Here is a 26,145-nt window from a genome sequence, read left to right on the forward strand (position 1 = left end):
AGGGGTTCCGCGCACATTTCCCCGAAAAGTGCCACCTGACGTCTAAGAAACCATTATTATCATGACATTAACCTATATGTCAAGACCCGGCTGGTTATACACGCGTTTCCTGAACAATTCAGGGCGTTTTTCATGCCATTCCTTGAGCGCCTGAACGGGTGTTTTGTGTTGGAGCGCGCGTTGCGGAATGCTGTGGTTGTAGATCTTGACGTAATTGCGCAGCGTCGATTCCAGTTCGGCAGCTGAACCAAAACGGGTCTGGTTGACGATGTCGCTGATACGACCGTTGAAGCGCTCCACCATGCCGTTGGTCTGCGGATGACGAGGCGGGATGAGCCGGTGCTCGATGCCGAGCTGCTTGCACAGGCGGTCGAACACGTGTGTGCCGCTGGGTTCCTTCTTCTTGCCGCCAGCCGTGAAGCGGTCGGTGAACTGGCTGCCGTTGTCGGTCAGAAGCTTGACGATCTTGACGGGACAGGCTTGCTGGACTTTGTTGAGGAAGTCGCCACTGCTGCCATCGGTCTGGTCGGCATAGAGCTCGATGAAGACCCAGCGCGTAGCACGGTCGATGGCAACGAAGAGATAGCGCCTTGCCGTCTCGTCGGGCATCTGCGGCAGGTACTTGATGTCGATGTGCACAAAGCCCGGCTCGTAGTCCTTGAAGGTCTTTTTCGTGGCGGGCGCAGTGCCTTCCTGCTCGACCAGGTTACGTAGATCCGAGACACCGTGGCGGCGCAGGCAACGTCCCAGGCCGGCACGCGAGACGGCTGGATTGATGAACTCGCGCGTGACCGCCAGCAGGTCGTCCGTGGGCAGCAGCAACGTCTTGCGCAGCTCCACCACGATGAGCTCCTGCTCGGGCGTGAGCGTCGTGTACATCTTGTTCGGCGCATGCGACTTGTCTTCAGGAGACTCGCGGTTTTGCCACTTTCGGATGGTTTGGCGGGTGACGTTGTACATCCTGGCCAGTTCGGCCTGCGGGAGCGTCGAGTTCCTGATTTCCTCACGGATCAGGTGGGTAGTACGGGCTTGGCTGTGCAGTGCCTGGGTCATCGAGTTGCCAGTGAAGAGTCGGATTGGAACAGTGTACGCAAAACGTGTCTGGCCTTGAAGAGCGGCCAGCTACGCATGGGTACATGATCCCACGAGTCCAGACACCTATAAAAATAGGCGTATCACGAGGCCCTTTCGTCTTCAAGAATTTTATAAACCGTGGAGCGGGCAATACTGAGCTGATGAGCAATTTCCGTTGCACCAGTGCCCTTCTGATGAAGCGTCAGCACGACGTTCCTGTCCACGGTACGCCTGCGGCCAAATTTGATTCCTTTCAGCTTTGCTTCCTGTCGGCCCTCATTCGTGCGCTCTAGGATCCTCCGGCGTTCAGCTTGTGCCACAGCCGACAGGATGGTGACCACCATTTGCCCCATATCACCGTCGGTACTGATCCCGTCGTCAATAAACCGAACCGCGACACCCTGAGCATCAAACTCTTTTATCAGTTGGATCATGTCGGCGGTGTCGCGGCCAAGACGGTCGAGCTTCTTCACCAGAATGACATCACCTTCCTCCACCTTCATCCTCAGCAAATCCAGCCCTTCCCGATCTGTTGAACTGCCGGATGCCTTGTCGGTAAAGATGCGGTTAGCTTTTACCCCTGCATCTTTGAGCGCTCTGATCTGAATATCGAGGGACTGCTGGCTGGTTGAGACCCGCGCATAACCAAAAATTCGCATAAAATGTACCTTAAATCGAATATCAGACACGATGTGTCTATTATGCCAAAATGACGATTTAATGGACACTCAAACGAAGCCGTTTTACTATGTCTGATAATTTATAACATTTCGGACGGTTGCAAAAATGTTACTAAATGCCCGTCAGGCAGGGAGGCCGATATGCCCGTTGACTTTCTGACCACTGAGCAGACTGAAAGCTATGGCAGATTCACCGGTGAACCGGATGAGCTTCAGCTGGCACGATATTTTCATCTTGATGAAGCAGACAAGGAATTTATCGGAAAAAGCAGAGGTGATCACAACCGTCTGGGCATTGCCCTGCAAATTGGATGTGTCCGTTTTCTGGGCACCTTCCTCACCGATATGAATCATATTCCTTCCGGCGTCCGGCATTTTACCGCCAGACAGCTCGGGATTCGTGATATCACCGTTCTTGCAGAATACGGTCAGAGGGAAAATACCCGCCGTGAGCATGCAGCGCTGATACGTCAGCACTATCAGTATCGTGAATTTGCCTGGCCCTGGACATTTCGCCTTCATGTACAGAACCTTAAGCGGCAAGCGAATTAATAATACCGTCTAACGTGTTGTTTTGCTTGGATTTTCTCTGCCTACTCTTTTTGCCGTTTTTGGATAAATACACCATTGCCCACTCCAACTTCTCTGTTATTTCCTGCCACGCACCATGGATGATGCTCGCCAATATCGGCATTAACCAAAGCGCGCTGTTTTTGGCAATCTTCAGCATCGATAACTCCGCGCTGCCAATCAGCGTCAGCGCCAGCCGACGTTTGACCAGCAAGGCCAGCAAACTAGCCCAGATCAAGCCTTCCGCTATCGCTTTTTGTCGTGTCGCGAACGCCTTCAACCGGTTATGTGATTTCAGCTCTTTGAACAACAGTTCGATCTGCCAACGGCAACGATACAATGCCATCACCTTCTCGGCTGGCCATCGCTCACGCGGAAGATTGGTCATCCATATACAGAACCGTTTTTCCTCTGCAAACCAACGTCTTATGAGTCGATATTTATACTTTCCCGAACTCACATCCAGATCCAGAACCTCGGCTCTGCAGCTTCTCCGATCGATATCCTTGAGCTTTTTTCCGAGTAACTTGGGCATTTCCCTGCCGTCCTGTCGGTAAGCTGCCTGTACTTTGGGATTGAGATTTTGACTCCCTCTGACCAGATAGCTTCCTTTGGCTTTGGTCACATCAGCAAAGTACTCGCGGCTGATGTAACCGGCATCCGCCAATAACAGTTTGTTATTTAACGAATTTTCGGCCGGAAGATGCTTGCGCTCCGATTCGGTATCCGCCGTGATACTCATCGATATCGGCGACTGGTCCAGCAAGGACATGGTCATATGACACTCTACCGCAGCGGGGCTGTGCTTATTGAATCGGCCCGGGAAATGTTCTGCCAATTGCGGATGTAACGCGAATGACGACCCGTCCTGCAGCAGTACCTGCTCAAAGCCTGCCAGTCCGTGGGCGTCCGGTAGACACTCCTTGAGGCGTAAGGCGATGGCTCGTTCAACCAGTGCGCGCATGAACAAGGGAAAACCCTGCTTGCGTAACTGGTTGTGAAAGGGTTTATACGCTATTTGGTCAGTATCATGGAGCTGCAACGCATTGAAATGGCGATGCAAACCAGCAATACCATCCACCTTGTCGCAACCAAGCCCTGAGAGCAGAGCCGGGAGTAGTCTCGCAGGCTGGATATCCCGGAGTCGCTGACAAAAACCGGTAAATTTACCGATCCGGTTGAGTTCAGAAGAGCTAAGAAGTTGCTTGAGGTACTGGGTTGCATTGATAATAGTCATGGCTTCGGGCGTGTCGGTTTTTTTTTGCGATTAAATCAGATCACAAACGAAGCCTTTTTTCTATCTATTTCAATTGGTTGTAGCTAAAGATCCTGTACATGACAGGTCACTGCAGCGGCCAAACTGTTGCCACATCTCAGTTCAGGAGGAAACGCAATGACTCAGGAAAGGATCCAGACCCGCTACCCACTCGGCGGCCCCTTCGCCACCCAGGCTGAGCTGGAGCAGGCCATCACCCAGGCCATAACGACCCACAGACAAGATTTCTTCCCTCTGCTGGAACGGCTGGTGGACGTGGGGGACACCCGGGTCAACCTCAGTCAGGAGAACCCGCTGCGGGTGCTCAGCATCGAACTCGCTGACGGCCGTGAAGGAGTGGCCCATATCAACTACGAGTCCAACTTCGCCGAGAGCTGCCTGATTATCAACGAATACGACCAGCACCAGACCAGCCTGGCCTTTCGCCTCGACGGGGATGCACTTATCTTCGACGTCGAACTGCCGATCGCGTGGAATTTCAATAACTGAAGATTCAGCGGTGTAATGCCGCCTGGTTGCTACACCCGGTCAGCCAGCTCCCCTCACCCTAACCCTCTCCCAAAGGGAGAGGGGATCAGCCCGTGCCAACCTCCAGCCGTGGTAGTCACTCCATACTCTGCTGTTATTTCAGGCGCCTGTAATCTTCCCCATATGGCTGTCATCTGAATAGCAATATCCAGCATATAGCCACCATAACCCTCACTCATGTACAGGATCTTTAGCGGCAACCAATTGAAATAGATATAAAAAAGGCTTCGTTTGTGATCTGATTTTATCGCCAAACAAAATCAACACGCGCGAAGCCTATGACTATTATCAACGCTAATTACTATCTGGAGCAACTCTTGGCTCCCGCCGCACTCGAGCGCATTGCTCGGCTCTGCAAGTTTTGTCTGCGTCAGCGTGCCATTACCCCAGCCATGCTCGTACCTGCACTGCTGCGGGCCATGGGAGGCGACCAGGTCAATGACATTGCCGGTTTACACCGCCATTTCAATGCCTTGCAACTGGTAAACACCCATCAGGTTTCTTACAAACCGTTTCACAATCAGCTGCGCAAAGAGAGCTTTGCCCTGTTTATGAAAGCCCTGGTCGAGCGGGCCATCGCCTTGCGTATCGACCATCAACTCAAAGCAGCCTCCCTCGGCGCGTTCAAGCAGGTGTTACTGCACGATGGCACCTCCTTTGCGGTGCATCGGCGCCTTGCTGCTGATTTTCCCGGCCGGTTCAAGACCATCAGTCCGGCAGCTATCGAGTGCCATATGACCATGTCACTGTCGGAGCAGAGCCCGTTGTGCATGAGTGTGTCTGCCGATACCGCAGGGGAACGGCAATTTCTGCCTGAAGCCCACACGCTGACCAACTGCCTGCTGCTGGCTGACGCAGGTTACATTGACAGGGCTTGGTTTGAGCAGGTGAACGACGCTGGCGGATTTTATCTGGTGCGCGGCACGAAAAGCCTGAACCCCAAGATAATCCAAGCCTGGCGCGGTGATGGACGGGAAGTACCCAAGCTGGCGGGACTATCTCTGAGAGAGGCCGGACGGCGACGCTGTCGGGCCGAGGTACTGGATATGGTGGTGAAGTCCGGCCAGGTCGAGTACCGGTTGATCCGGCGCTGGTTTGCTGAGGAAAAGCGGTTCTGTCTGTGGATGACGAACCTACCGCGAGCAGCATGGTCAGCAGAGCAGGTGATGAGCCTGTATCGCTGCCGTTGGCAGGTGGAGTTGTTATTTAAAGAGTGGAAATCGCACAACCGGCTCAAGGGGTTTGTGACGGGCGAGAAAGCGATTGCCGAGGGGTTGGTGTGGACGAGCCTGCTGTCGCTGGTGATGAAGAGACGGGTCGCGCAGAGTGTGATGAGTGGGGCGCTATCGATGCTGAAAGCGTCGAAGAACAGTGCGACGTGGTGGCTACCGCTATTGGAAGCAGTGGCCCATAGGGCGCTGACAGAAATAAGGGAAAGATTGGAATGGGCTGCCGATTATTTGGCCAAGAACGCCTGCCGAACCAAGCAGAGAAAGTCGATACAGAACAGGACCTTGGAAGGCGTTTTAAATGGACTCGCCGCTTAAGGTCCTGTACATGAAGGGGCGTTACGGTAAATCCGCCGCCCCTTTTTGCTGCCTATCAAAATCGCAATTACAGATTTCCGTATTTCTTCAAAAGCAGTTCGCGCACCTCGTCCGCGATCTTGGCTCCGCGCGATGCACATTGCATCTTGATTGCGCGGTGCAGGCTTTCGGGGATGTCGATGGTGAGCCGCTTCATCGGCTCAGGTGCATTGCCGGTGCTGCGGTTCTCTACCCACTCATCGGCGGAGGCCTGCGCACTCTTGCTGGTCGGCTTGGCGCCGATGGTGACCTTCTTGCTCATCGTGCAATCTCCATCAATTCTGCCATGACGGCATCGATCTCTGCGGCGGCTGGACCGGTCTCATCAGTTTCATGAACAGCGCGGCCTTGGGCTGCGGCCTCTGCGAACACTACGCGCTGGGTGATACTGGCGGTTAGGACAGGTATGGGGTAGGCGGCCAGAGCTGCACCAACATCCCGCCCTATGGCTGTATTTGCGATTTTACGATTAACCACAAAAGCGGCTTTCAGTCCTTCCTTGTAGATGCGAGCCTCTTCAATCAGCTTCACCACCTCGTCTGCTGCCCAGATGTCGTAGGGGCTGGGTTGTACCGGGATCAGCACCACATCAGCGGCCATGATCGCGGAGCGAGCGAGGTCGGTTACCCGTGGTGGTCCGTCGATGACAATGTGGTCATAGCCCTGGCCGAGTTGTCCGATCTCCTTATGCACGGTGGCTCTGGGGAGGCCGACGACCGAGAACAGGGGCTCGCCATCACGAGCTGCGGCCCAGTCCAGGGCGGAGCCTTGTGGATCGGCATCGATCAGAAGAACCCGAAAGCCGCGGCGGGCCAAGCTAGCCGCCAGGTTCACGCTGAGGGTGGTCTTGCCAACGCCGCCCTTCTGGTTGAGCAGTCCGATGATCATGGTTGAATTCTCATTATTTGTGGTTTTGTAAAAATACAGAAAAGCACATGCAATGAGCAATCAAAATAAGTTCCAGACTCCATGAGTTCGTCCGGCCTGCACTCCCTAGTTCTGGTTGTGCAACGGTATTGCCAGTATTACAATGTAATGGCGTTTGAAATTACAAAGTGAGGCGGTTATGGGCACGATTAACCTGCGCATTGATGATGAACTGAAGGCACGTTCATTTGCGGTGCTGGACAAATTGGGGGTGACCCCCTCGGATATTATCCGGCAAACCCTGGAGTATGTGGCCTCTCAGGGGCGGAGCCCGTTTCGCACTACCGTGGTGACGGAGGACGAAGAGGCACTGTTAGCCATCGTGCGAGAGCGCTTGGCCAGCCCGCAGAAAGGCATCAAGGTATCGCTGGATGACCTTTGAACTCGAGTTTGATCCGCGAGCGTGGAAAGAGTGGAAAAAGTTGGGCGATACCGTTCGCCAGCAGTTCAAAAAGAAACTTTCAGAGGTGATCGAGCGCCCCAGGATTGAGGCAAACAGGCTGAATGGGATGTCTGATTGCTACAAGATCAAATTGCGTGGCGCGGGGTATCGGTTGGTTTACCAGGTACAGGATGATCGGGTGGTGGTATTCGTGGTCGCAGTGGGGAGGCGCGAACGGGAAGAGGTATATCTGGATGCCATGTCACGTCTTGATTAGCGGACGTTGTAAGGTGTGACCGCCTGCGGTAACGTACTGGCCAGAAAAGACAAACCCCGAATCTCTTATCTTCATCTTGGCGGAGTCGGTAAGAGAGTTCGGGGTCGTTCACTAAGAACAGGAAAATAATAACACATGGATCACGCTAAACAACCCTGCCCCGCCAATAAGCGCGGGCATCATTGACGAAAACAGCCTCTCGCGCCTCGTTTGTCGAACGTCTGCCTCATCGCCCCTACTGTACTGATGACCCGTCACAGGGCCTGTTGATCCGCCCGAAGGCTACCGCGCTGGCCTATCGCCACATCCAGCACAACCCGCCGCCGCACGTCGCCTGCCTGGTATTCGATATCGACCGACCAGATGGATACGCCGCATGGGAGTCCGCTGGACTGCCAGCTCCACACTGGATCGCCATCAACCTGGATGAAGGGCTGGACGAGAACGGGGTCTGTCATCGAGGCCGTGCCCACATCGGTTACATGCTGGCTACCCCTGTGGCCCGCACCAGCGCAGCCAAGGCGAAACCATTGCGCTATCTGGCCGCCATAGAACACGTTATGGCGCATCGGTTAGGGGCTGACATGCGGTTCACAGGCCTCATCACCAAGAACCCCACACACAGCGATTGGTGGACGGTCTGGCACCCCATTGAGCCCTATTCTCTCGACTATCTGGCCGAGTTCTGCCCGGATAAAGATCTCGCCGCCTACAGTCGCCGCAGCCGCAAGGAGGCGAGCGGGCTAGGGCGTAACGTCACCCTGTTCGACAACGTGCGGGAGTGGGCTTACAGCGCCGTCAGAGAGTATTGGCGACCCAATGGGTACGACGCATGGGCTGAGGCTGTCAGAGCTGCCTGTGACAGTGCCAATGCGTTTGGGCTGGAGCAGGGCGGTCCGTTGCCCGTGTCCGAGACGAAGGCCACGGCCAAGAGCATCGCCCGTTGGGTATGGCGACATTTCACCCCGTCCGAGTTCCGCGCCATTCAGGCAACCAGAGGGGCCAAGGGGGGCAAGGTTTCCAAGGGGGGCGGGAGGCCCATGGGAACAAGCCGGACTAACTGGGAGTTGTGGGAAGCCATTCAGAGCATGAAGGCTGCCGGATACCCGCATAGCACCATCGCCGACGATCTCAATATTTCCGCCAGTACGGTAAGCAAGTACGCCAAAATTTCAAAATAGCGATCGCGAAAACAAGCCATATCAGATAACAGCGCCCGTAGGGCGGCCCCTTCTCGAAAGTCATTTAAGAGAGAGAGGCTCGTTGCGAGGGGGGTAAGGCCGATCCCGAAGGGCTGTCCATCAGGCCATGTGTTTGGCCTGTGGGCAGTAGGTCTTATCCCCGGAGCTGTTTGTTCTCTGCCGTTCGCAGTGCCCGCAGAATCTCCCCGGCCTGCTCCGGGGTCAGTACCACCGCCGACCCTCCATCCCGGATAGCCTGCATCTGGGCATCCAGCCCCTCTACCAATGCCCGATTTATCGTCACAGTAACGTTATTGTCCTGCTGCTTTGCACGGTAGGCTGCTTGTCGTTCTGCCCCTGTTTTGGCTGATCCGGTTTTTGGCCTACCCCGTCCGCGCTTGATGCCAAACATGTCCCCAGTCCCCTGATCCTTGGTGTCCTTCATGGTGTTATTTCCTGTCACTGTAACGGTAATTGATTATGTGTCACTGTGACGATAATTGGCTAGTTGCCGACCCCCTGTTTTTTTGCTGTACTGGGGGTCACCTCAGAAAACGGAATCTATGGTCACTCCCGTTTTTGCAACACCGATTTTGACGACAAGTTGGCTTGCTTGAATCTATCCGGCGTCTGAATGGGATTTTATTCCCGCGCCTCGATGAGTTCCGCGCCTGATGAACCTCCAGAAAATATACGGCTTCAATGAGCCTTTCCGTTTTACAGGTTCCTCAACAGGCCGGTGGGCCGTTAGTATCATCAATATCAGTATTCGCAAAACCAGATGAATGATTGTTTAAACTGGTGTATTTCTGCCTTTATGCTTCGTAAGTTTGCTGTCGCGCCGTCAGTGCCCAGGCTATTCTGGCCAGCTTGTTTGCCAGAGCACAGGTGACGACAAAGTTGCTTTTCCGACACAACAACTCCCTGACCCAGTCGGCCAACTTGCCAGACTGGTGTTCCAGTTTTTGTATGAATACCCTGGCACACTGAACCAACAAAGTTCGGATCTTTTTGTTGCCCCGCTTGCTAATCCCTAACAATGTCGTCCGACCTCCCGTGCTGTACTGTCGGGGTACCAGCCCTGTTGCCGCCGCAAAGTCACGGCTGCTGGCGTACTGCTTCCCGTCGCCAATCTCAGTTGAAATAGTACTGGCAGTCAGCGTTCCAACGCAGGGAATACTCAGCAAGCGCTGTCCAACCTCATCTTCGTCCAACTTTCGTTTCAACTGAGATTCCAGATCTTTAATCTGCTCAACAAGATAGTGATAATGCTGTTGTAATTTCAGCAGTAACTGGCTGAGATAAAGAGGCAAACTACTGTCCTCAAGAAGGGTACTCAGTCGACTAATAACGGCAGCACCTCGCGGAACGCTGATACCAAATTCCAGCAGAAAAGCATGCATCTGATTAGTTGTTTTCACCTTATCCTGAACCAGGGATTCACGGACACGATGCAGAGCTCGCATTGCCTGCTGAGATTCGGTTCTGGGCTGCACGAAACGCATAGATGGACGTGATGCTGCTTCACAGATAGCTTCAGCATCAACGAAGTCATTTTTGTTGCTTTTAACGAATGGGCGGACAAATTGCGGTGATATCAGCTTTGGAAAATGCCCTAACTCTTCCAGCTTGCGTGCCATAAAGTGAGAACCGCCACAGGCTTCCATCGCGATGGTTGTTGCCGGGCATGTCGCCAGAAATTCGATTAGCTTTGGTCGGGTGAATTTTTTACGGTAAACGGCCTTCCCACGATGATCCTGACAATGAATATGGAAAGAGTTCTTACCCAGATCGATACCAATAAGCGCAATGTTTTCCATGATGGTTCTCCGAATGAAAGCCTGTCCTCAGCATAGTACTGGGAAGGAGGGAGTGACCATCTCATTAAAAATCGTACGGTAAGCCGCTGGCATGGTCTAGCTTCTCGCAAACGATCGTTTTTGAGAGGCTTCAATGAGAATCAGATCCGCGCTAGTGCTGGTATGGCATGTTGCTTTCTCGAAAACCACTCTCATATTGCACGGCTGAAACAGCCGAGTTTCGAGAACCACGAAAATGCTGTTTCTAGGGGTTGGCAGCTTGCGCAAAGCCGCGCAGTTGCTGGGTATCGGATCTCTTAACGTGCTTTAATTTCCGAATTCTGAAGCGACCCCATCATGGTCAGAGCGCCCACCCACGTACCGCCGACACCGAGTGCCAACAGCACCAGTGGCCCGACACAGCACACCGACGCACCGATGGCGGTCAGCGAACTCGCGACCAGCGAGCCTTTCCCGGTGAGTTGCATCCCCATTCCCATCTCCTGAGCCTGATTGCCTAGGTGCTATTCTAAACTCCGTACCAAAGTACGGAATCAAGGAGAAAGTGATGGCCACAGAGCTGACCATTGGCAAGCTGGCAGACGCCGCCGGGGTGAACGTCGAGACGATCCGCTACTACCAGCGACGCGGGCTGCTGGATGAACCAGCCAAACCCTTGGGTGGCCATCGGCGCTATCCGGTGGACATGGTGAAGCGACTGCGTTTCATCAAGCGGGCTCAGGCGCTGGGTTTCACGCTCTCGGAAGTCGGTGGACTGCTGACGCTGGATGAGTCGTGCGCCTGTGCCGAAACGCGAGCACGGGCTGCACGCAAGCTCGCGTTGATCGAGCAGAAGATGGCCGACTTGGTCGTCATGCAGCAACTGTTAGGCGAACTGGTGCAGCAATGTGATGCGGGAGACGGCGGAACGATCTGCCCGATCATCGAGGCACTGATCAGAGAGTAATGCCTGGCGGGTGAGCTGGAGATCGGAAAGCCCCTTTACGGTGGGATTCAGAGCTTACGTTGGTTTTTGGTTCCATTGCTCCCCAAACCCCAAGGACAAAGCTACGGTGCGGCTGAATGTGTCCATTGGTGGCGGCGGTGTTGAGCTACTGGCGACCGGGCCGAAGTGGTACGACACGCGGAAAGAGCAGGGCGGCGGTGCCATCGACCTGACCATGCACCTGTTCAGATTGTCATTTGTGGATGCGGTCAAACGGCTGTCGCCTTGATCGTGTTTGCAAGATGCCCCCGGCAGGGCCGCCGGAGGCCACTCGCCGCCGTGAGGCTCTGGGGGCAGGGTAGCGGTCTTCGCCCTTCGTCCTGCCCCCTTTCTTACCCTCTCAAAACGCGCTGTAGGCCCGTTTCTGGCCGACAACGAGCCGAAGGCGAGGCGTCAGCACGGTGTTTCACCAAAAACGAGCAGCCGACCGGGCAGCGGTACGTTACGAAAACCGCTCGCATATCGTATCTGTATTGCGTATCATATCTGTATTGGTACGATTTACGCTGATATGGTACGAAAGGAGCAACGATCATGGCACGTCAGGGCATCACTTTTGAGCAGGTCGCCGCCGTCGCTGATGCGCTGGCAGGCGAGGGTCAGCAGCCGACCATCCGGGCGGTGCGGGAGAAGCTGGGCGACACCGGCAGCCCGAACACTATTCACAAGCACTTGACCGCGTGGCACGAGGCCCGCCCGGTGGCCGCAGCCGCTGCGCCGGAACTGCCGCAGGCGCTGACCGCTGCCATTGCCGCCGAGATCGAGCGGGCCGCATCGCGGGCACGCGGCGAGATCGAGGGCCGTCTGGTGCAGGCGCAGGCGGAGGCCGCCGAACTGGCCGCCGCTGGCGAGGTGCTGGAAGGCGAACGCGACGAGCTGGCCGAGCAGGTGGCCGTGCTGACCACTGAGCGCGACACGCTGGCAGGCAAAGCCGCCCAGCAGGCCGCCGACTTGGCCGAGGCGCAGCAGCGCATCGAGCGCGAGCAGCAGGCGGCAGAGTCTGCCCGGCTGGAGGTGGCAACCGCCCGGCACAAGATCGAGGCGCAGGCCGAGCGCGTGAGCGAGCAGGCCGCCGAGCTTGAGCGCCTACGCGCCGCACTGGCCGAGGCACAGCAGGGCCGCACCGCCACCGAACAACAGGCCGCCGTGCTGGCCGCCAAGCTGGAGGCGTGCGCCGACCGTGTGAGCCGCGCAGAGGCCCGCGCCGAGCAGATCGAGCAGCAGGCCGCCAAGGCTGCACAGGCCCACGACACCGCCCGCGCCGCAGCAGCGCAGGAAACCCGGCAGACGCAGGCCGAGCGTGACGAGGCTCGCAAGGTGGCAGCAGAGGCCCGCGAGCAGGCCGCACGACTTACCGGGCAGCTTGAGGCGCTGCAACGGCAGCAGGACAAAGCCGAGGCCGCCGAGAAGGCCACGAAGGCACCGAAAGGGAAGGGGGGCGAGTGATGCCAAGCGCCGCAGAATTTCAGGCGCTGTCCGATGAGTTGCGGCAGCTTGGGGCGGTGATCGTGCAGGCTGCGAACCTGGGCGATCAGGAGCTTGCATTGTGGGCCGTGGGGGCGCTGTCATCCGCAGCCGCCCGGCCTGCATGGTGGGCGAGAGAGGCCGCAGACAGCGAAGCTGTGGGATGCAAATAAAGTCCCATCCTAAGCTACGCCAATTTTCAGGACTGTTTTGAAAGACTCAGGCTTGGCAGGCGGGTAAAGTGTCATTCTGAAAGGATCGCGTGGCATTGGGCGCGGCCTGAATCGTGAAAATAAAGTCTCATACTTTCGAGCGTCTGAATCGTCGCCCACTACCGCCGGGACTGAGACACCAACAAGGGGGGCGTATGCCCAAAACCCGAAAACACCTCACCCCGACCGAAGCAGAGGCCAAGGGGCTTCTATGCCGTAAGCACCTCAAGGAACGCCTCCGCCTCATGCCGGGACTAAACACCAAGCCCGCTGGCAGTGTCTGGCAAGGTCAGGGGGCTTATGATGTGTACAACCCAGCCGAGTGCGTGCCGTGGCGCTGGATGCCTGGGCGTGCCCAAGTCCGTCGCCAGCACGTCGCAGCGCAGGCAAAAGACCTGATCGCCGCAGGCTGCATTGTGCTCGACACCGAAACCACCGGCCTCGGTGATGACGCCGAGATTTGCGAGATAACCATACTCGACGTGACCGGCGCACCGATCCTCGACACGCTGGTACGCCCGACCCGGCCAATCCCGGTCGAGGCGACAGCGATTCACAAAATCACCGACGCCATGGTGGCCAGTGCGCCGAGCTGGCCCGAGGTGGCCGAGCAGTACGCCGCCGCCGTTGCTGGCCGAACCGTCGTTGCCTACAACGTCGCTTTTGATGCGCGCTTGCTGCGGCAGACCTATCAGATACACGGAATCACCGCGCCAGTGTTGACGACCGCTTGCGCGATGCTGATGTATGCCGAGTGGCATGGAGAGTACGACCGGAGCCGCGACCGCTGGCGATGGTTGAAGCTGATCGAGGCTGCGACCGACTGCGGCGTGGCAGAAGACGGCGCACACCGCGCCCTTGCCGACGCCCGCATGACGCTGGGTGTGCTGCGATACTTGCAGCGCCGCACGAACGGACGGCGACCGGCAGGGCCGAAAGTGGCCACCGTCCCGCAGGAGGCTTTGCCCTCTGTTTTAGGATGAAACTCTATTTCAAAGAATGAGACTTTATTTGTACGGATGAATCTTTATTCGCATCCCACACATGGCTTCTAACCACGCTTCGTGCATCCAGAATGGGGCTATTTTTCCGTGCTGAAGTGTGCAAAGCGGATTGAGCACCCGGCGTGGGTTCTTCCATGTCTCGACGGAGAGCAACAGGCCGTCCGCATGGACGGAAAAGACTGGTAGTGCTTTCGGCTGGCCCTTCTTCTTGCCTTGCGTTTCGGTTGGCTTGAGGTCGTCCCAAACGCCTTGCACGGTTTTGTTCAGTTCGTCGATGAAGCGTTCCGGCATGGTTTTCAAGAGTTCGGCAGTGATTGCGTTCGCGTCCTCAAATTGCTTTCTTGCTTCGGCTTCCTTTTTCCGTCGTTTTTGCCGCTCCTGTTCGTATTCGTCTAAGGTTTGCCTGTGTCTGCGCTGTGCTTCAGCTTCCGCTTCTTCAGCTTGCCTTCGTGCTTCCTCTTTGGCTTTCTGTCGGCGTGCTTCACCCTCTGCTGTGAGTGCTGGTTTTACCAGTTCGCCAGACTTGGCCTCGATGGTGATCGAAAGCGGTTCGCCGCGATGGTCTACCAGATCGAAAGGCAGACCATCCGCATCGAATGCCGTGAGGTAAAGATTGGCCCCATAGACCTTGTGCCCCGGCCTCACAGCTTCGTATTTTTCTGCTGCTGCGTGCAGTGCTTCCGCTAGGCGTTCTGCCGTGATTTCTCCTTTGATCTTGATTCTCATGGCAACCTCCATCCGTAGGTGCCATCCGATGCGGGCTTGACGTAGCACACGCCTTTTTCGACGTACCACCCCGGCCTATCGCACTTCGCCAAGCTGGCGAGGCTTCCCGTTTGAGCGAAGCGGTAGGCCAAGCGCCCCTCTGGCGTGTTGGCCCATGCCGCCGCCGCTTTCTCGTCCTTGGCTTCGGTGTATCCCGCGCCGTATCCGGCGCCGTATCCGGCCTGATAGCCCGAATCCTTGCCGCTGCTGTGCATGTACCAGCCGAACAGGCCGACGCACAGGAAGGCCACGGCGATGCAGCCCGCCGCCCACTGCCACATCTGCTTTGCTGATGTGTTGTGCGCGACCTCTTGCGCTGCTGCTGCTACCGCTTGCGCCAAATCCGCCTTGGCTGCTTCCGCTGATGCTTTCACGGTTGCATCCGCCGTTACCTTGAAATTGACCAAGGTATCTTTGGCTGCTTGTGCTATCGCTTGCGGGAACTTCTCATACTGGCCTTGGTAGTGTTGCAAGGCCATGAGCACCAGCCACAGCGCATCATTGTTTTTCAGGCCGAGTGCATCCCGAACCCGGTAAAGACTTTGCCGCTCCGCGTCACTAGGTTGCCTGCCGAGCAGCTTTGCAAAGCTGTCGTCTAGGTCACTCATGGACTACGGCCTCCAATACCTTTTTGGCCTCGTTGCGCCACCGCGTAAGCTCCGCACGGTTGCCAATGGGCAATTCCTTGAGTGCTACCGCAATGCTCATGCGCTTGCTGTAAATGTCATCGCTCACACGGTCGGCCATGTCCGGGAATGTCACCGATTTCCCGCCGCGTTCCTCTACCGCCGTGCGCAGCTTGGAGCCGTTGTAAAGCTCGAACTTATTTTCTTCCCCGAAGTGTCCATTGCGTACCACATGAACATCCGCATTCGGAATTGCGTCCATGTATTCCTTGAGCAGTTCGAGGCTATCCCGTTGGCGGTTAATCACCCACAGCGTGACCAGCTTCCGCTTGAGTTCTTCAAGCGTGCTATTCAGTGTTTCACCGTAGGCGCTCACGCCCTTGTTATTCCGTGCTGCCGTGTTGATTACCACGACGCTATCCGGCTTGCTATCGCACAAGTTCACTAGCTGAATCCATCCGTCCGCCTCATCCAGATTGATAAGCTCCGTTTCCGTGCTTTCTTTATAGGCTTTCCATACGTCCGGGTTAGAGGTGTCAGACTCAATCAGCAAGACGCTTTCGCCGCGCTCTTGCAGGTAATCAACCGTTGCCATCGTGACAAGCGACTTGCCAACGCCGCCCTTGCTGCCACCGATCAGGTAAATGCTTTTCGCCATGTTGCTTACTCCTTAAATGTCGTCGCTGTCAGGTTTCGGGGTGAATGTCGCCTTTGATGTATCCGCAGGCTTCTTGACGGCGGGGCGGGGGCGGGGTGTGTCTCCCGGTGCGTGCACCGGAGCTTTTTTCGCTGGCTTTGCTCTCTGCAAGTAGCTCTTGAGTGTTGGAGTTGCGATGCTCAGACCTTCACCGCGCAGCGTCTCGGAAATCTGGTCAAGCGTGTATCCACGCTTTTGCAACAAGGCGATTTCCTTCGAGAGTATGCGCACGGCATCTTGCTTGCTGTGCTCTTGCTTCTTTTTCTCGACTGGCGGCATCTCTCGCAGCTTTGCAGCGATAGCCTCTAGCTGTTCTGTCGTATGCTTCATCGTGCTAACTCCTTTGCTTACTTGTTGCGGAGTTGACAGCATAGCGCCATTTGTGCTTGTTGCAAAGTGCGTCCCGTGCACCTAAACTGCTGATACGATAGTAGAGCGGATGAGCAATACAGGATGACCGTTGTAACACACATGGCTTCGCCACGTGGTTCCAACGGACGCCTGCCCATTCGGCGCTTCGCTTCTCACGGTCTGGCTTATCCTGCAAGGGGTATCCCCTTGACCCCGGACAGTGCGGCGCTCTCGCTTCTTACTGTCCAAGACACACCCCGCCCCCCGCCCCGGCGAGAAGGAGACACGATGCCATTTGAAACGCAGGGGCCGGAACCGCTGGACGCCGTTATCAATGTACGGCTGACCGCAGCGGAGAAGGCCCGCTTGAAAGAGGATGCCGACCTTGCCGGGTTGAGCATGTCCGAGCTTGTCCGCCGCCGCTACTTCGGCAGGCCGATCATTGCCAACGCTGACGCTGTGATGCTCAAGGAGCTGCGGCGCATCGGTGGATTGCTCAAGCACATCCACAACGAAAGCGGAGGCATTTACAACAAGGACACAGCCGGGGCACTTGTGGCCCTGAAAGCCTACATCGGGAAACTGAGCCGTGATCGTCAAGAAGGTTAAGAACCCGCAGAAGGCAGCAAGCAAGGCGGTTCGCGTTTCTCGCCTAACCGACTACATCCGCGAGCCGGAGCGTGAGAACTCGCAGGAGAAGTGCATCCATGCCGGGGCGCGTGGATTCATCACCGATGAACCACAGAGCCAGACGGCAGAAATGATTGCCTTGTCACAAGAGGCAGTGCGAAGCAAGGACACGATCAATCACTATGTCCTGAGTTGGCGAGAAGGCGAGCAGCCCAGCCCGGAGCAGGTCGAAGAAGCGGTAAGCATTTTCATGGATGAGCTAGGTGTTAAAGACCATCAAGCCATCTATGGTTTGCACGCCGACACGGACAACTTGCACCTGCACCTTGCCATCAACCGCGTGCATCCTGAAACGCTCAAGGTGGTGAAGATCAATAACGGCTTCGACATTGAGGCAGCGCACAAGGCGATAGCACGAATCGAGAACGCACAAGGCTGGCAGCGTGAGCAGAACGGGCGTTATCAGGTGTTGGAGAATGGTGAGTTAGGCCGGGAGCACATCGACAAGGACAAGCCGCGCCAGCCAGCCCAGCCGAAGCGCGACATGGAAAACCGCACCGGGGAGAAATCCGCCGAACGCATCGCCATTGAGGACGGCGCACCGATCATCAAAAAGGCGCAGACGTGGGAGCAGTTGCACCGCGAGTTAGCAGCCAAGGGGATGCGCTACGAGAAAACAGGCAGCGGGGCGACGCTCTTTGTCGGTGATGTTGGCGTGAAGGCCAGCAGCGCAGACCGGGACGCGAGCCTATCCAAGTTACAAAAGCGACTCGGAGCTTACCAGCCGCCGCCGCAGCGTCAGCAGGTAGCACAGCGCGAGCCAGAGCCGATCAAGCCAGACGTGCCGGGATGGAAGGATTACATCACCGGGCGCAAGGCGCACTACGCGGAAAAGAACGCGGCCAAGCTGGCACTGGACAAGCGGCAGGAGCAGGAGCGCAAGCAGATTGCCGAGCAGCAGAAAGCCCGCCGCGATGAACTCATGCGCGGCAACTGGAAGGGTAAGGGCGAAGTGCTCAACGCCATGCGCAGCGTGATTGCCGCCGAGCAGGCCGCAGAGAAAGCAGCCTTGAAAGAGAAGCACCAGAAGCAGCGCGAGCAGCACCGGCAGCAGTTCCGGCCCTATCCCGACCTGGAGCAGTGGCAGCGGATGCAGAAAAGCCCGGAGCTTGCCGAGCAGTGGCGGCACCGCGCCAGCGAGCCGCAGCGCATCGAGGGCGCGAGCGGCGAGCCGCCGACGCCGCGAGACATCCGCGCCTATCAGCCTGAAATCGTGGGCCAGCAGGTGCATTACAGCCGGAAGGAAGAAGCGGGGGCGGGCGGGGGTGTGTCTTTCGTGGACAAGGGAAAAAGCATCGATATTCACGACTGGCGCAACCGGGACAGCACGCTTGCCGCCTTGCAGCTATCGGCGCAGAAGTGGGGCAGCTTCACCGTAACCGGGAACGACGAATACAAGGCCATGTGCGCGAAGTTAGCAGCAGAGCACGGTTTCAAGATCACGAATCCTGAGCTTCAGGAGCGCATCCAGCAGGAGCGGCAGCGGATACAGCAGGAGAGGGCGCAGGCGATGAAATCGGAGCAGCTAAAGCAGTTTGAGCTGTACGCGGAAGCGGTAGGCGCGGAGCGCTACCGGGTAACGTCCATCAAGATGCAGGCAGACGGAAGGAAGCAAACCTTCATCCTCGACAAGAAGGACGGCATCACGCGGGGCTTCACGCCGCAGGAGATCGAGCAGCGCACGCCGGAGATGCTGCGCCTACAGCGCCGGGGCGAAAACCTCTACTACACGCCACTATCGGACAAGAAGCATCACATCCTCATCGACGACATGAACCGGGAGAAGCTGGAGCGGCTTATCCGTGACGGCTACCGGCCCGCCGTTGTGCTGGAATCAAGCCCCGGCAACTATCAGGCCATCATCACCGTGCCGAAGCTGGGGACGGCCCACGACAAGGACGTGGGCAACCGGCTGAGCGATGCCCTGAACCGTGAATACGGCGACCCGAAGCTATCGGGAGCCATCCACCCGCACCGCGCACCCGGCTACGAGAATCGCAAGCCCAAGCACCAGCGCGAGGACGGCAGCTATCCCGAAGTGCGCTTGCTCAAGGCCGAGCGCCGCGAGTGCGTCAAGGCGCTGGCCCTGTCCAGCCAGATCGACGCCGAGTATCAGCGTCAGGCCGCCTTGAAGGCGCAGCAGCCAGAACGCAGCAAAGCCAAGCCCGCCTTGGAGCTTGCAGCGGCCAGCGGCAGCGCGATCGACGCTTACCAGCGGCATTACCGCGACGTGATCAAGCGGCAGCGTGGCGGCGAGGTGGACTTGTCCCGCGTGGATTCCATGATTGCCGTGCGGATGCGCGTTACCGGCCACGATCAAGCCGCCATCGAGGGCGCTATCCGCCAGTGCGCCCCGGCCACCCGGCAGAAGGACGAGGGGCGCGACTGGAACGACTACGCGCAGCGCACCGCCCGCTATGCCTACAGCGCCGCAGGCGACCGGCAAGCCGCCGAGCTTGGGAAGTACCGCCAGCAGTGGGAGAAGCTGGAAGGGCGCGAGCCTGTACGCCAGCAGGAGCAGGCCAAGGCGCAGAAGATCGAGCGCGACAACTCACCCGGCATGAGTCGATAAGACTTGATGTAACTACAAAAAGACGCTACAATAAGAACACAATGGAACTTGAATGGGACGCCGATAAAGCGGCACGAAACCTGAAAAAGCACGGCGTTTCCTTCGAGGATGCCGAGCTTGTTTTTTACGACTCCGGGCGGGTTGAAGCCTACGACGGACGCGAGGACTACGGGGAAGATCGTTGGGCAACGATTGGGCTTGCCTACTCGGCTGTCCTGTATGTGGTCTACACCGTCCGACACGAGGAAACCATCCGCCTTATCTCTGCGAGGAAAGCAAATGCCGACGAAAGAAAGCAATATCGTGAAGCGAACTCTTGACCTCAAGAAGCCGCCACAGTTGAGCGCCGAGCAGAAGGCGCGACTGGATGCCGTGGCCTCGATGCCGGATGAGCAGATCGACTATAGCGATGCACCCTATCTGCCTGATGCTGTCTGGATGAAGGCAGCGGAGCAATTGCCCCACACCAAGAAGCAAATCACGCTGCGCATTGATGCCGAAGTGTTGGAGTTCTTCAAGCACACCGGCAAGCGTTATCAGTCGCGCATGAATGCTGTTTTGCGCTCCTACGTTGAGGCGCACAAGGCGCACGCGAAATGAGCGGCGACGACAAGCAGCTTGAGCTTGAAGCCCTCGCCGCCGTGGGCGAAATGCTCTTGTTCGACCAAGCCAGAGGCAACCCGGAAGAAGCCGCCCGCATCCTGCGATGTGCGCGGCTTTTTGCTCGTTCAGAGGATGCCGCGCAGCGTCTCAGCGAGCTATGCAACGAGGCGGGCAGTGATGCGACTTGGCGCGAAAACATCGTGGAGGAACTGCAAGACCGAGAGGACTTGCAAGCCGCCGAGGCAGCGATGGAAGCCCGCCGACAGGCCCAACTTGTTGCGCAAGCGGATAGTGCCGACACGGCCTTGCAGACCCTAATGGACGAGGTAGCGGCGGACACCTTCGGCAGTCTCGATGAAGGATATGCGGCACAGGCGCAGGCCGAGGCCGTGAAGGCGTGGCAGGGCAGGCAGTGAGCGGCATTTGTTGGTGTTTCATCGTAACCCGGCAAGTGTTCAGCAAACGGTGGTTTGTTGGACAGTTGCCGCAAGGGGCGGTTTTTGTCATTTTCAGAAGACGACTGCACCAGACAACGCGGTTTGAAGGCTGTTGTGCAGTCGTCTATTGAACGAACAGTATCAGGAGTCCGCTGCACGAATGATAACCTCAAGCCGGTTCTGGTCGCGCTGGCGACCGATCAGCCCCTGGATGGGGACGGTAGAGAAAACGGACAAAATCGTACGCTAAGCATGCGGCCTGTCAGGTTGAGGCCATAGAGTTTGACGTTTAGGCGTCAGATAATGCAGAAAGCGGCCCTAGTCTGACGCGATGCCAGTGAGCCGACTGACGCCCAGTTGAGGTATAGCCTAGATTGACATGCGCGATGCAACCCTTAACTTGCTTGCACCTATCGTTTCCATGCTAGCTTTATCGTAACGCTAAGGAAGCTCTGAAAAAGCCCATGTTTCGCGAAATCACCGCTCTGTAACCCGCATGGTTGCTGGGATGCATTTCTCGAGCGGGGGCTTTTTCAGACCTTCCTTAGCTTAGCGTACGATTTTTTCCGAATTCTGCGGTTCCCCCTGGAAGACCTACGCAAGTTGGGCCAGCTCAGAGGTGGAATCAACGAAGGCGAGCGAATGAGGCATCTTTTCTGGCGTCTTAACTTTCTCCTTCTCTCCGGGGCAACAAACAGCGCCCAGATGTACCATGAGGCCGCCGCTCTTTCCTCCGAGCTGGATACTCGTTGGTCTTACCGCTCCAAAGAGCTTATGACGCTCTACAGCAAGGCGAAATCCTATGAGGCTGGGGAACGTGTCGAGTTCGGCGGAAAGTCGTTTGCACCGCTATACACGCCCAAAAACGACACGCTGATCAACCTATTCCAGATCTCACAGCAAGAACAAGAGCAACTGAAGACGATTATCAGCACTGACGAGGCTCAGAAGCGCCGCAGAGAGCGCGATAGACTGCGTGATGAAGAACGTCGCCGCGCCGCTGGCCAGCTTGAGCGTGAAGCCTATGAAGCCAACTCATTGAGCAGGCAAAAGCCCTGGGAAGCTATGGGCATGAGCCGGGCTAAATGGTATCGCCTGGGCAAGCCTTCACCTCAACAAAACAGTGAGACAAGTCCCTCCCCTATTACTAATGGCGAAGCCTCAGCGGTTGCCCTTCAGGCGGCCAGGTGTAAAGCCGTTTAGATGGCTATTTCAAAGTGAGTGAGATTTCGTAACGGATGGCAGCCCTAGAGGCTGCTTTCTTTTGAGGGGTTAGCAGGCGTATAGCCATGCTGGATCTCAGTCTATCACTACCTGCTTAATATTCCACCTTTAGATCCGGCAGCAGTTCGACCAGGTGGCCAACTTACCAGGCACCGGCAGCAGCTCGACCGGGTGGCCAAGTTCAGATCTGGACGCCAGAAGGAAATCAACCAGGTGGCCAACTTACCAGGCACCGGCAGCAGCTCGACCAGGTGGCCAAGTTCAGATCTGGACGCCAGAAGGAAATCAACCAGGTGGCCAACTCACCAGGCATCGGCAGCAGCTCGACCAGGTGGCCCATTTCGTACGTACGAAATCAGGCGACGCTATGCGAAATCTTGGCGGCAATCCCCCGCGACTACGTGATTTTTTTAACGTAGAGCGCGCTTTTTCTTGCCATAGTAGGCCATTTTGGCCTATAATCTTAATTAAGAAGACCGGGCACCCGCCACGGTCAATACCGGAGAACTCCGATGATCCACACAGCTAACCGCACCTTTCACCAACTCTATCGAGAATGGATACGCGAACGCCGCGAGCATATGCACAACGTTTTGACCTGGGAGCGTGATCGTTACGGTGCTCGCCTCGTCGGTCTGTTTTATCGTTACTGCAAGGTGGCCAACCCCTTTCCCCGTTGCACTCTGAATACTCGGATCAACTACCGCGCCCATGCGGTGAATCTGCCAGATTGGCCAGCCCGCAGCCTGGAGCTGAATAAAATGTGGCTCAGTTGGAGAGAAAAAAAGTAGGCCGATTTGGCCTATTTTTTATTGTACCCGCTTGACACAATAGGCCAAAATGGCCTATTATATATCTCAGAAGGCCGGGCACCCGCCACGGTCAATACCGGAGAACTCCGATGATGCAAACAGAACTTAATCCCCTGATCTGCTCCCTGGTCGCCACCCCTCGCCGTATGGCTGCAATGCCCCGCTATGTAGGCCGTTTCTATGTGGTTTTCGAGTCGATGCTTTACCAGCAAATGAAAGGGCTCTGCCGCGAGTATCGCGGGGCTTATTGGCTTATGTGGGAGCTGTCGAACGGCGGCTTTTATATGGCTCCTGGGCGTCGTGATGAAATGCTGAACATCGAGGCCATGAACTACTTTAGTGGCCAAATGAGCGCCGATGCTGCCGGGATTACCGCTTGCCTCTACCTCTATAGCCATCTGTCATTTCACACAGAAGGCGCTGACCAGGAGCGGTTTTCAAGGCTGTATCACAGCTTGCGGGATTGGGCTTGTGAGCATGACGAAAAAGAGGCCATCTTGGCCGCAATAGACTAGCAACAGAAAGCCCCGGTGATGGCCGGGGCTCTTAAAGGAGGTGCATAGGTAGAAAAAGAAATGGTGCCCCTGGTATGGCTGCAACCAATCACAGGGGCTTTCACCGGTCAATTTGAGGATAAACGCGATGAATACGGATATTGTATCACTTGCAAAACACATTGGCGACGCTCTGACGGCCCGCCGCCCCGTTCATATGCCGCGCATGAAGATGCGGGAGCTTGGCTTGCTCTTGATTGAACTGAAGGCGTATCGGGAGGCCGCCGCGACCGTTACCCATTGATAAAAAAGCCCCGGCATTGACCGGGGCTATTTGAGGATTTATCGCATGATTAGACCTGAAACGCTTAGGCCGTTCGCTGAAGATTGGCAGGCTCCAACCGCCGATGAAATCAAAGAGGTGTTGGAGCTGATTAGGCAACGAAAAGGGCTTAGTAAGCCTCTCAGTGGCGTTGATGTCGCTGATCTCGTTGGTTTGCCTGGTGAGAGAGGCAGCGGAAAGGGAACCCGAACCTTCAGGCGTTGGGTGAGCAAAACCAACCCTAGCCCTATTGCTTATGGTGCCTGGTCTATCTTGGCCCACCTGGCAGGTTTCGGGGCTATATGGGACGCTGACCGGGATTGAAACCATGACCGAACATAAGGCCGAACGTGCTCCCTGGGGAGACTTCCCGGCAGTAGTGAGGAACGGCGATCTAAAGGATCTCTCTAAAGAACCTGAATACGAAGCCGCCAAACATGGCGACCACAAGGCGATGAGCTATAAGCGCATGAAGCCGGCCGAGGACGAATTGCATTGCGAGATCAAGGCGCTGCTTGATCGCGCCAAGGCTACCGACGACCAGGAGCGTAACGAGCCGGAGCTGGACATTCCTGCCGAGATTTCTCGCCGCGAGAAGCGCCTGGAGGCGATCCAGGCGGCAAAGGCGCGCCTGGAAGCGCGCCAGCGTGAAGCGGACCAGGCCCGGGGGCGCAGCGAAGACGATGGCCGCCGGCCTCGCCATCCGGATGGCTCGGACAAGGGCGGTGGCTCGTACAAACGCGAGTTTGGTGTGCCGGATGACCGTGATCAGGAAAGCTTCACCGATCCGGACAGCCGGATCATGAAACACGCCGGTGGTGGCTCCGAGCAGAGCTACAACGGGTACACAGCGGTCGATGCCGAGCACCAGATCATCGTGGCGGCGGAGTTGACCAACTGCGCCGCGGACAGTCAGGCGCTGCTGGGCATGCTGGCAGCAGTTCAGGCCAACACCGGAGAAATGCCGGCCCAGACGCTGGCGGATGCGGGATTCCGTAGTGAGGCTGTTCTGGCAAAGGTCGCCGATCACCACGGCGATGTCATCGTTGCCCTCGGCCGCGAGGGACGTGAAGATGCCAAGGTCAATGCCAAGACCCATCCGCATACGGCGGCGATTGCGGCGAAATTGAAAACGGAGCAAGGCGATGCAGCTTACCGCCGGCGCAAGTCGATCGTGGAGGCTCCGAATGGTTGGATCAAGGCGGTGATGGGATTGCGTCAGTTCAGCATGAGGGGCCTGGACAAGGTGCAAGCCGAGTGGAAGCTCGTCTGCATGGCGCTAAATCTGAGGCGAATGGCGTATCTGTGAGGGCGAAGGTTAAATGGGGCGGCTCAAATGCACCCCAGTCGTCATAACACGCCGCGCGCCGCAAGATTGGTATCCTTGGCGCCGACGCCTTGCCAATTGCAGAGAGCGCCGCCGCCATCGTCAGTGCTCTACAGAAAACCGGTCACACGGCTCTGCCGCGCAGACTCCTAGCCTAAATGTGACAGTGGTTGGTAATCCATGCCGCCCGCAAGGGCGGCGGTGGTGGGCCAATAGATGATTTTCAGAGCCTTACTGCCCGTTGACGCCCAATCCCTCGAGCGCGAGTCTAGCCGCAGCGGCGATGACGGCCTCGCTGTGCTTGTCATCCTTGTTAGGCGCCCGGGTGTAGACGGCCAACACAATAGGTGCGCGCCCAGTGGGCCAGACGACGGCATAGTCATTTGCCGTGCCATACACTCCGCAGGTTCCGGTTTTGTCTCCGACTGCCCAGTCTGCCGGCACCGCCGCGCGGATGCGGTGGTTGCCGGTCGTGTTTCCCTTTAGCCAATCAACAAACTGCTGCCGCTGCGGCGCAGCCAGTGCAGAGCCCAGTGTCAGTTTTTGTAAGCTTTCCGTCACGGCGCGCGGCGATGAGGTATCGCGCGCATCGCCTGGGATGGCGGAGTTCAGCTCCAGCTCCCAGCGGTCCAGACGGAACGTGGTATCGCCGATAGAGCGCATGAAGGCCGTCAGCCCGGCCGGGCCGCCCAACTCCTTCAGCAACAAATTGGCGGCGGCGTTATCACTGTATTGCACGGCGGCCGCGGACAGCTCCGCCACCGTCATGCCTGTTGTCAGATATTTTTCCGAGATGGGTGACCACGGAACCAGCGCATTTTTGCCGTAACGGATGGGTGTGTCCAGCAAGCCGGCCTGCTGCTGGCTGCGAGCCAGCACAGCGGCAGCAAGAAAGCCCTTGAATGAGCTGCACAGTGGGAAGCGCTCCTCAGCGCGGTAACTTACAGTTGCGCCTGAGCCGGTATCCATCGCGTACACACCGATGGAGCCGCCAAAGTCCTGTTCGAGTTTAGCGAATGGTTCCGCGACGAGGTTGGTCAGCGCGGTGGCAGAAAAGCCAGCCAGCGGCCATGAGAGACAAGACAGCAGAACTAGACGGCGATACAGTGACATCAACGATATTCCTTGTTTGAAGGTGGAGCTAGGTGTAGCGGCCGGATGTAATCAGGCCGCTACAGCTGGGATTAGGGGTCTGACGCTCAGTGGAACGAAAACTCACGTTAAGGGATTTTGGTCATGAGATTATCAAAAAGGATCTT

General features: G+C 56.9%; 31 protein-coding genes and 2 pseudogenes. 20 read left to right on the top strand and 13 right to left on the bottom strand.

Going from position 1 to position 26,145, the window contains the following annotated elements; all coding sequences use genetic code 11:
- Positions 1–72 precede the first annotated feature (72 nt).
- Together PG900_RS22555 and PG900_RS22560 are read right to left on the bottom strand one after the other, a co-directional pair.
- A complete protein-coding gene (locus PG900_RS22555) occupies positions 73–1,053 on the bottom strand; it encodes an IS481-like element ISKpn27 family transposase (protein WP_013213985.1) in 981 nt (326 codons plus the stop codon).
- Positions 1,054–1,175: 122 nt separating this feature from the next.
- Positions 1,176–1,733, bottom strand: a complete 558-nt coding sequence (locus PG900_RS22560; RefSeq protein ID WP_001217881.1) for a recombinase family protein — start codon at positions 1,731–1,733, stop codon at positions 1,176–1,178.
- Positions 1,734–1,895: 162 nt separating this feature from the next.
- Between PG900_RS22560 and PG900_RS22565 the strand changes: the two are divergent.
- Positions 1,896–2,273 (top strand): annotated as a pseudogene (locus PG900_RS22565) (DUF4158 domain-containing protein); the annotation flags it as partial.
- Positions 2,274–2,286: 13 nt separating this feature from the next.
- Here PG900_RS22565 and PG900_RS22570 read toward each other — a convergent pair.
- Positions 2,287–3,561, bottom strand: a complete 1,275-nt coding sequence (locus PG900_RS22570) for an IS4-like element ISApu2 family transposase (RefSeq protein WP_045892401.1) — start codon at positions 3,559–3,561, stop codon at positions 2,287–2,289.
- Positions 3,562–3,717: 156 nt separating this feature from the next.
- Here PG900_RS22570 and PG900_RS22575 point away from each other — a divergent pair, with 156 nt between their 5' ends.
- Together PG900_RS22575 and PG900_RS22580 are read left to right on the top strand one after the other, a co-directional pair.
- Positions 3,718–4,089 (top strand): hypothetical protein, encoded by a 372-nt coding sequence (locus PG900_RS22575; RefSeq protein ID WP_004099020.1) that lies wholly within the window; start codon positions 3,718–3,720, stop codon positions 4,087–4,089.
- Between the two features lie 317 nt (positions 4,090–4,406).
- Complete coding sequence (locus PG900_RS22580) at positions 4,407–5,675, top strand: IS4-like element ISApu1 family transposase (protein WP_011191342.1); 1,269 nt, start codon at positions 4,407–4,409, stop codon at positions 5,673–5,675.
- Positions 5,676–5,742: 67 nt separating this feature from the next.
- Here the strand turns inward: PG900_RS22580 and PG900_RS22585 are convergent, their stop codons facing one another.
- Positions 5,743–5,976 (bottom strand): hypothetical protein, encoded by a 234-nt coding sequence (locus tag PG900_RS22585; protein WP_068979436.1) that lies wholly within the window; start codon positions 5,974–5,976, stop codon positions 5,743–5,745.
- Complete coding sequence (parA, locus tag PG900_RS22590) at positions 5,973–6,602, bottom strand: ParA family partition ATPase (protein WP_068979437.1); 630 nt, start codon at positions 6,600–6,602, stop codon at positions 5,973–5,975. The genes PG900_RS22585 and parA overlap by 4 nt, the downstream gene beginning before the upstream one ends.
- A gap of 178 nt (positions 6,603–6,780) precedes the next feature.
- On the opposite strand from parA, the gene PG900_RS22595 reads away from it, so the two are divergent.
- The 3 genes from PG900_RS22595 (at position 6,781) to PG900_RS22605 (ending at position 8,481) form a co-directional block, all read left to right on the top strand.
- On the top strand, positions 6,781–7,023 hold the full coding sequence (locus tag PG900_RS22595) for a type II toxin-antitoxin system RelB/DinJ family antitoxin (RefSeq protein WP_068979438.1): 243 nt from the start codon (positions 6,781–6,783) through the stop codon (positions 7,021–7,023).
- A complete protein-coding gene (locus tag PG900_RS22600) occupies positions 7,013–7,300 on the top strand; it encodes a type II toxin-antitoxin system RelE family toxin (protein WP_068979439.1) in 288 nt (95 codons plus the stop codon). Before PG900_RS22595 ends, PG900_RS22600 begins: the two co-directional genes overlap by 11 nt.
- Positions 7,301–7,566: 266 nt before the next feature.
- The gene (locus PG900_RS22605) at positions 7,567–8,481 is read left to right on the top strand and encodes a replication initiation protein (protein WP_223936815.1); all 915 of its coding nucleotides are present in this window, start codon (positions 7,567–7,569) and stop codon (positions 8,479–8,481) included.
- 154 nt (positions 8,482–8,635) lie between these two features.
- On the opposite strand, the gene PG900_RS22610 is transcribed toward PG900_RS22605, so the two are convergent.
- The 3 genes from PG900_RS22610 to PG900_RS22620 form a co-directional block, all read right to left on the bottom strand.
- A complete protein-coding gene (locus PG900_RS22610) occupies positions 8,636–8,926 on the bottom strand; it encodes a hypothetical protein (RefSeq protein WP_042650710.1) in 291 nt (96 codons plus the stop codon).
- 370 nt (positions 8,927–9,296) lie between these two features.
- Positions 9,297–10,301, bottom strand: a complete 1,005-nt coding sequence (locus tag PG900_RS22615; protein ID WP_000427619.1) for an IS110-like element IS5075 family transposase — start codon at positions 10,299–10,301, stop codon at positions 9,297–9,299.
- Between the two features lie 296 nt (positions 10,302–10,597).
- Positions 10,598–10,774 carry a mercuric transporter MerT family protein gene (locus PG900_RS22620; protein WP_224873767.1) on the bottom strand — a complete coding sequence of 59 codons (177 nt, stop codon included), beginning with the start codon at positions 10,772–10,774 and terminating at the stop codon, positions 10,598–10,600.
- Between the two features lie 74 nt (positions 10,775–10,848).
- On the opposite strand from PG900_RS22620, the gene merR reads away from it, so the two are divergent.
- From merR to PG900_RS22640, 4 genes are all read left to right on the top strand, one after another.
- The gene (gene merR, locus PG900_RS22625) at positions 10,849–11,247 is read left to right on the top strand and encodes an Hg(II)-responsive transcriptional regulator (RefSeq protein WP_003089120.1); all 399 of its coding nucleotides are present in this window, start codon (positions 10,849–10,851) and stop codon (positions 11,245–11,247) included.
- A 106-nt stretch (positions 11,248–11,353) separates the two neighbouring features.
- Complete coding sequence (locus PG900_RS22630; RefSeq protein ID WP_198046902.1) at positions 11,354–11,515, top strand: hypothetical protein; 162 nt, start codon at positions 11,354–11,356, stop codon at positions 11,513–11,515.
- A 305-nt stretch (positions 11,516–11,820) separates the two neighbouring features.
- Positions 11,821–12,732: a DNA-binding protein gene (locus PG900_RS22635; protein WP_270832349.1), complete on the top strand. Its 912-nt coding sequence runs from the start codon at positions 11,821–11,823 to the stop codon at positions 12,730–12,732.
- 385 nt (positions 12,733–13,117) lie between these two features.
- On the top strand, positions 13,118–13,945 hold the full coding sequence (locus tag PG900_RS22640; RefSeq protein WP_011270172.1) for a 3'-5' exonuclease: 828 nt from the start codon (positions 13,118–13,120) through the stop codon (positions 13,943–13,945).
- A 24-nt stretch (positions 13,946–13,969) separates the two neighbouring features.
- On the opposite strand, the gene PG900_RS22645 is transcribed toward PG900_RS22640, so the two are convergent.
- Genes PG900_RS22645 through PG900_RS22660 form a run of 4 tightly spaced genes read right to left on the bottom strand, consistent with a single transcriptional unit; the run spans position 13,970 to position 16,384 of the window.
- Entirely contained in the window at positions 13,970–14,692 is a 723-nt protein-coding gene (locus tag PG900_RS22645; protein ID WP_015060216.1) for a hypothetical protein, read from the bottom strand.
- Positions 14,689–15,339: a DUF6753 family protein gene (locus PG900_RS22650; protein WP_015060217.1), complete on the bottom strand. Its 651-nt coding sequence runs from the start codon at positions 15,337–15,339 to the stop codon at positions 14,689–14,691. The genes PG900_RS22645 and PG900_RS22650 overlap by 4 nt, the downstream gene beginning before the upstream one ends.
- Positions 15,332–16,015 (bottom strand): nucleotide-binding protein, encoded by a 684-nt coding sequence (locus PG900_RS22655; protein WP_015060218.1) that lies wholly within the window; start codon positions 16,013–16,015, stop codon positions 15,332–15,334. Before PG900_RS22655 ends, PG900_RS22650 begins: the two co-directional genes overlap by 8 nt.
- Positions 16,016–16,027: 12 nt before the next feature.
- The gene (locus tag PG900_RS22660) at positions 16,028–16,384 is read right to left on the bottom strand and encodes a hypothetical protein (RefSeq protein ID WP_058656681.1); all 357 of its coding nucleotides are present in this window, start codon (positions 16,382–16,384) and stop codon (positions 16,028–16,030) included.
- A 309-nt stretch (positions 16,385–16,693) separates the two neighbouring features.
- Here PG900_RS22660 and PG900_RS22665 point away from each other — a divergent pair, with 309 nt between their 5' ends.
- The 10 genes and pseudogenes from PG900_RS22665 to PG900_RS22715 all read left to right on the top strand — a co-directional run.
- Positions 16,694–17,014 carry a plasmid mobilization protein gene (locus PG900_RS22665; protein ID WP_021029055.1) on the top strand — a complete coding sequence of 107 codons (321 nt, stop codon included), beginning with the start codon at positions 16,694–16,696 and terminating at the stop codon, positions 17,012–17,014.
- Positions 16,995–19,667, top strand: a complete 2,673-nt coding sequence (gene traI, locus PG900_RS22670) for a TraI/MobA(P) family conjugative relaxase (protein ID WP_033996285.1) — start codon at positions 16,995–16,997, stop codon at positions 19,665–19,667. Before PG900_RS22665 ends, traI begins: the two co-directional genes overlap by 20 nt.
- A gap of 41 nt (positions 19,668–19,708) precedes the next feature.
- Complete coding sequence (locus PG900_RS22675) at positions 19,709–19,987, top strand: BrnT family toxin (RefSeq protein ID WP_015060221.1); 279 nt, start codon at positions 19,709–19,711, stop codon at positions 19,985–19,987.
- A complete protein-coding gene (locus tag PG900_RS22680) occupies positions 19,947–20,267 on the top strand; it encodes a BrnA antitoxin family protein (RefSeq protein WP_045286807.1) in 321 nt (106 codons plus the stop codon). The genes PG900_RS22675 and PG900_RS22680 overlap by 41 nt, the downstream gene beginning before the upstream one ends.
- A complete protein-coding gene (locus PG900_RS22685; protein WP_015060223.1) occupies positions 20,264–20,686 on the top strand; it encodes an antitoxin MazE-like protein in 423 nt (140 codons plus the stop codon). Before PG900_RS22680 ends, PG900_RS22685 begins: the two co-directional genes overlap by 4 nt.
- A 663-nt stretch (positions 20,687–21,349) precedes the next feature.
- On the top strand, positions 21,350–21,910 hold the full coding sequence (locus PG900_RS22690; RefSeq protein ID WP_014343471.1) for a replication protein: 561 nt from the start codon (positions 21,350–21,352) through the stop codon (positions 21,908–21,910).
- 533 nt (positions 21,911–22,443) lie between these two features.
- A complete protein-coding gene (locus tag PG900_RS22695; protein ID WP_013213990.1) occupies positions 22,444–22,722 on the top strand; it encodes a hypothetical protein in 279 nt (92 codons plus the stop codon).
- Between the two features lie 110 nt (positions 22,723–22,832).
- The gene (locus PG900_RS22700; RefSeq protein WP_013213989.1) at positions 22,833–23,258 is read left to right on the top strand and encodes an antirestriction protein; all 426 of its coding nucleotides are present in this window, start codon (positions 22,833–22,835) and stop codon (positions 23,256–23,258) included.
- Between the two features lie 127 nt (positions 23,259–23,385).
- On the top strand, positions 23,386–23,541 hold the full coding sequence (locus tag PG900_RS22705; protein ID WP_013213988.1) for a hypothetical protein: 156 nt from the start codon (positions 23,386–23,388) through the stop codon (positions 23,539–23,541).
- 463 nt (positions 23,542–24,004) lie between these two features.
- Positions 24,005–24,868 (top strand): annotated as a pseudogene (locus PG900_RS22715) (IS1182-like element ISKpn6 family transposase); the annotation flags it as partial.
- Positions 24,869–25,117: 249 nt separating this feature from the next.
- On the opposite strand, the gene PG900_RS22720 reads toward PG900_RS22715, so the two are convergent.
- Positions 25,118–25,999 (bottom strand): carbapenem-hydrolyzing class A beta-lactamase KPC-2, encoded by an 882-nt coding sequence (locus PG900_RS22720; protein WP_004199234.1) that lies wholly within the window; start codon positions 25,997–25,999, stop codon positions 25,118–25,120.
- Positions 26,000–26,145 lie beyond the last annotated feature (146 nt).

Origin of the sequence: Aeromonas sp. QDB03 (genome assembly GCF_027707985.1) — a bacterium.
Taxonomy (GTDB): domain Bacteria; phylum Pseudomonadota; class Gammaproteobacteria; order Enterobacterales; family Aeromonadaceae; genus Aeromonas; species Aeromonas hydrophila.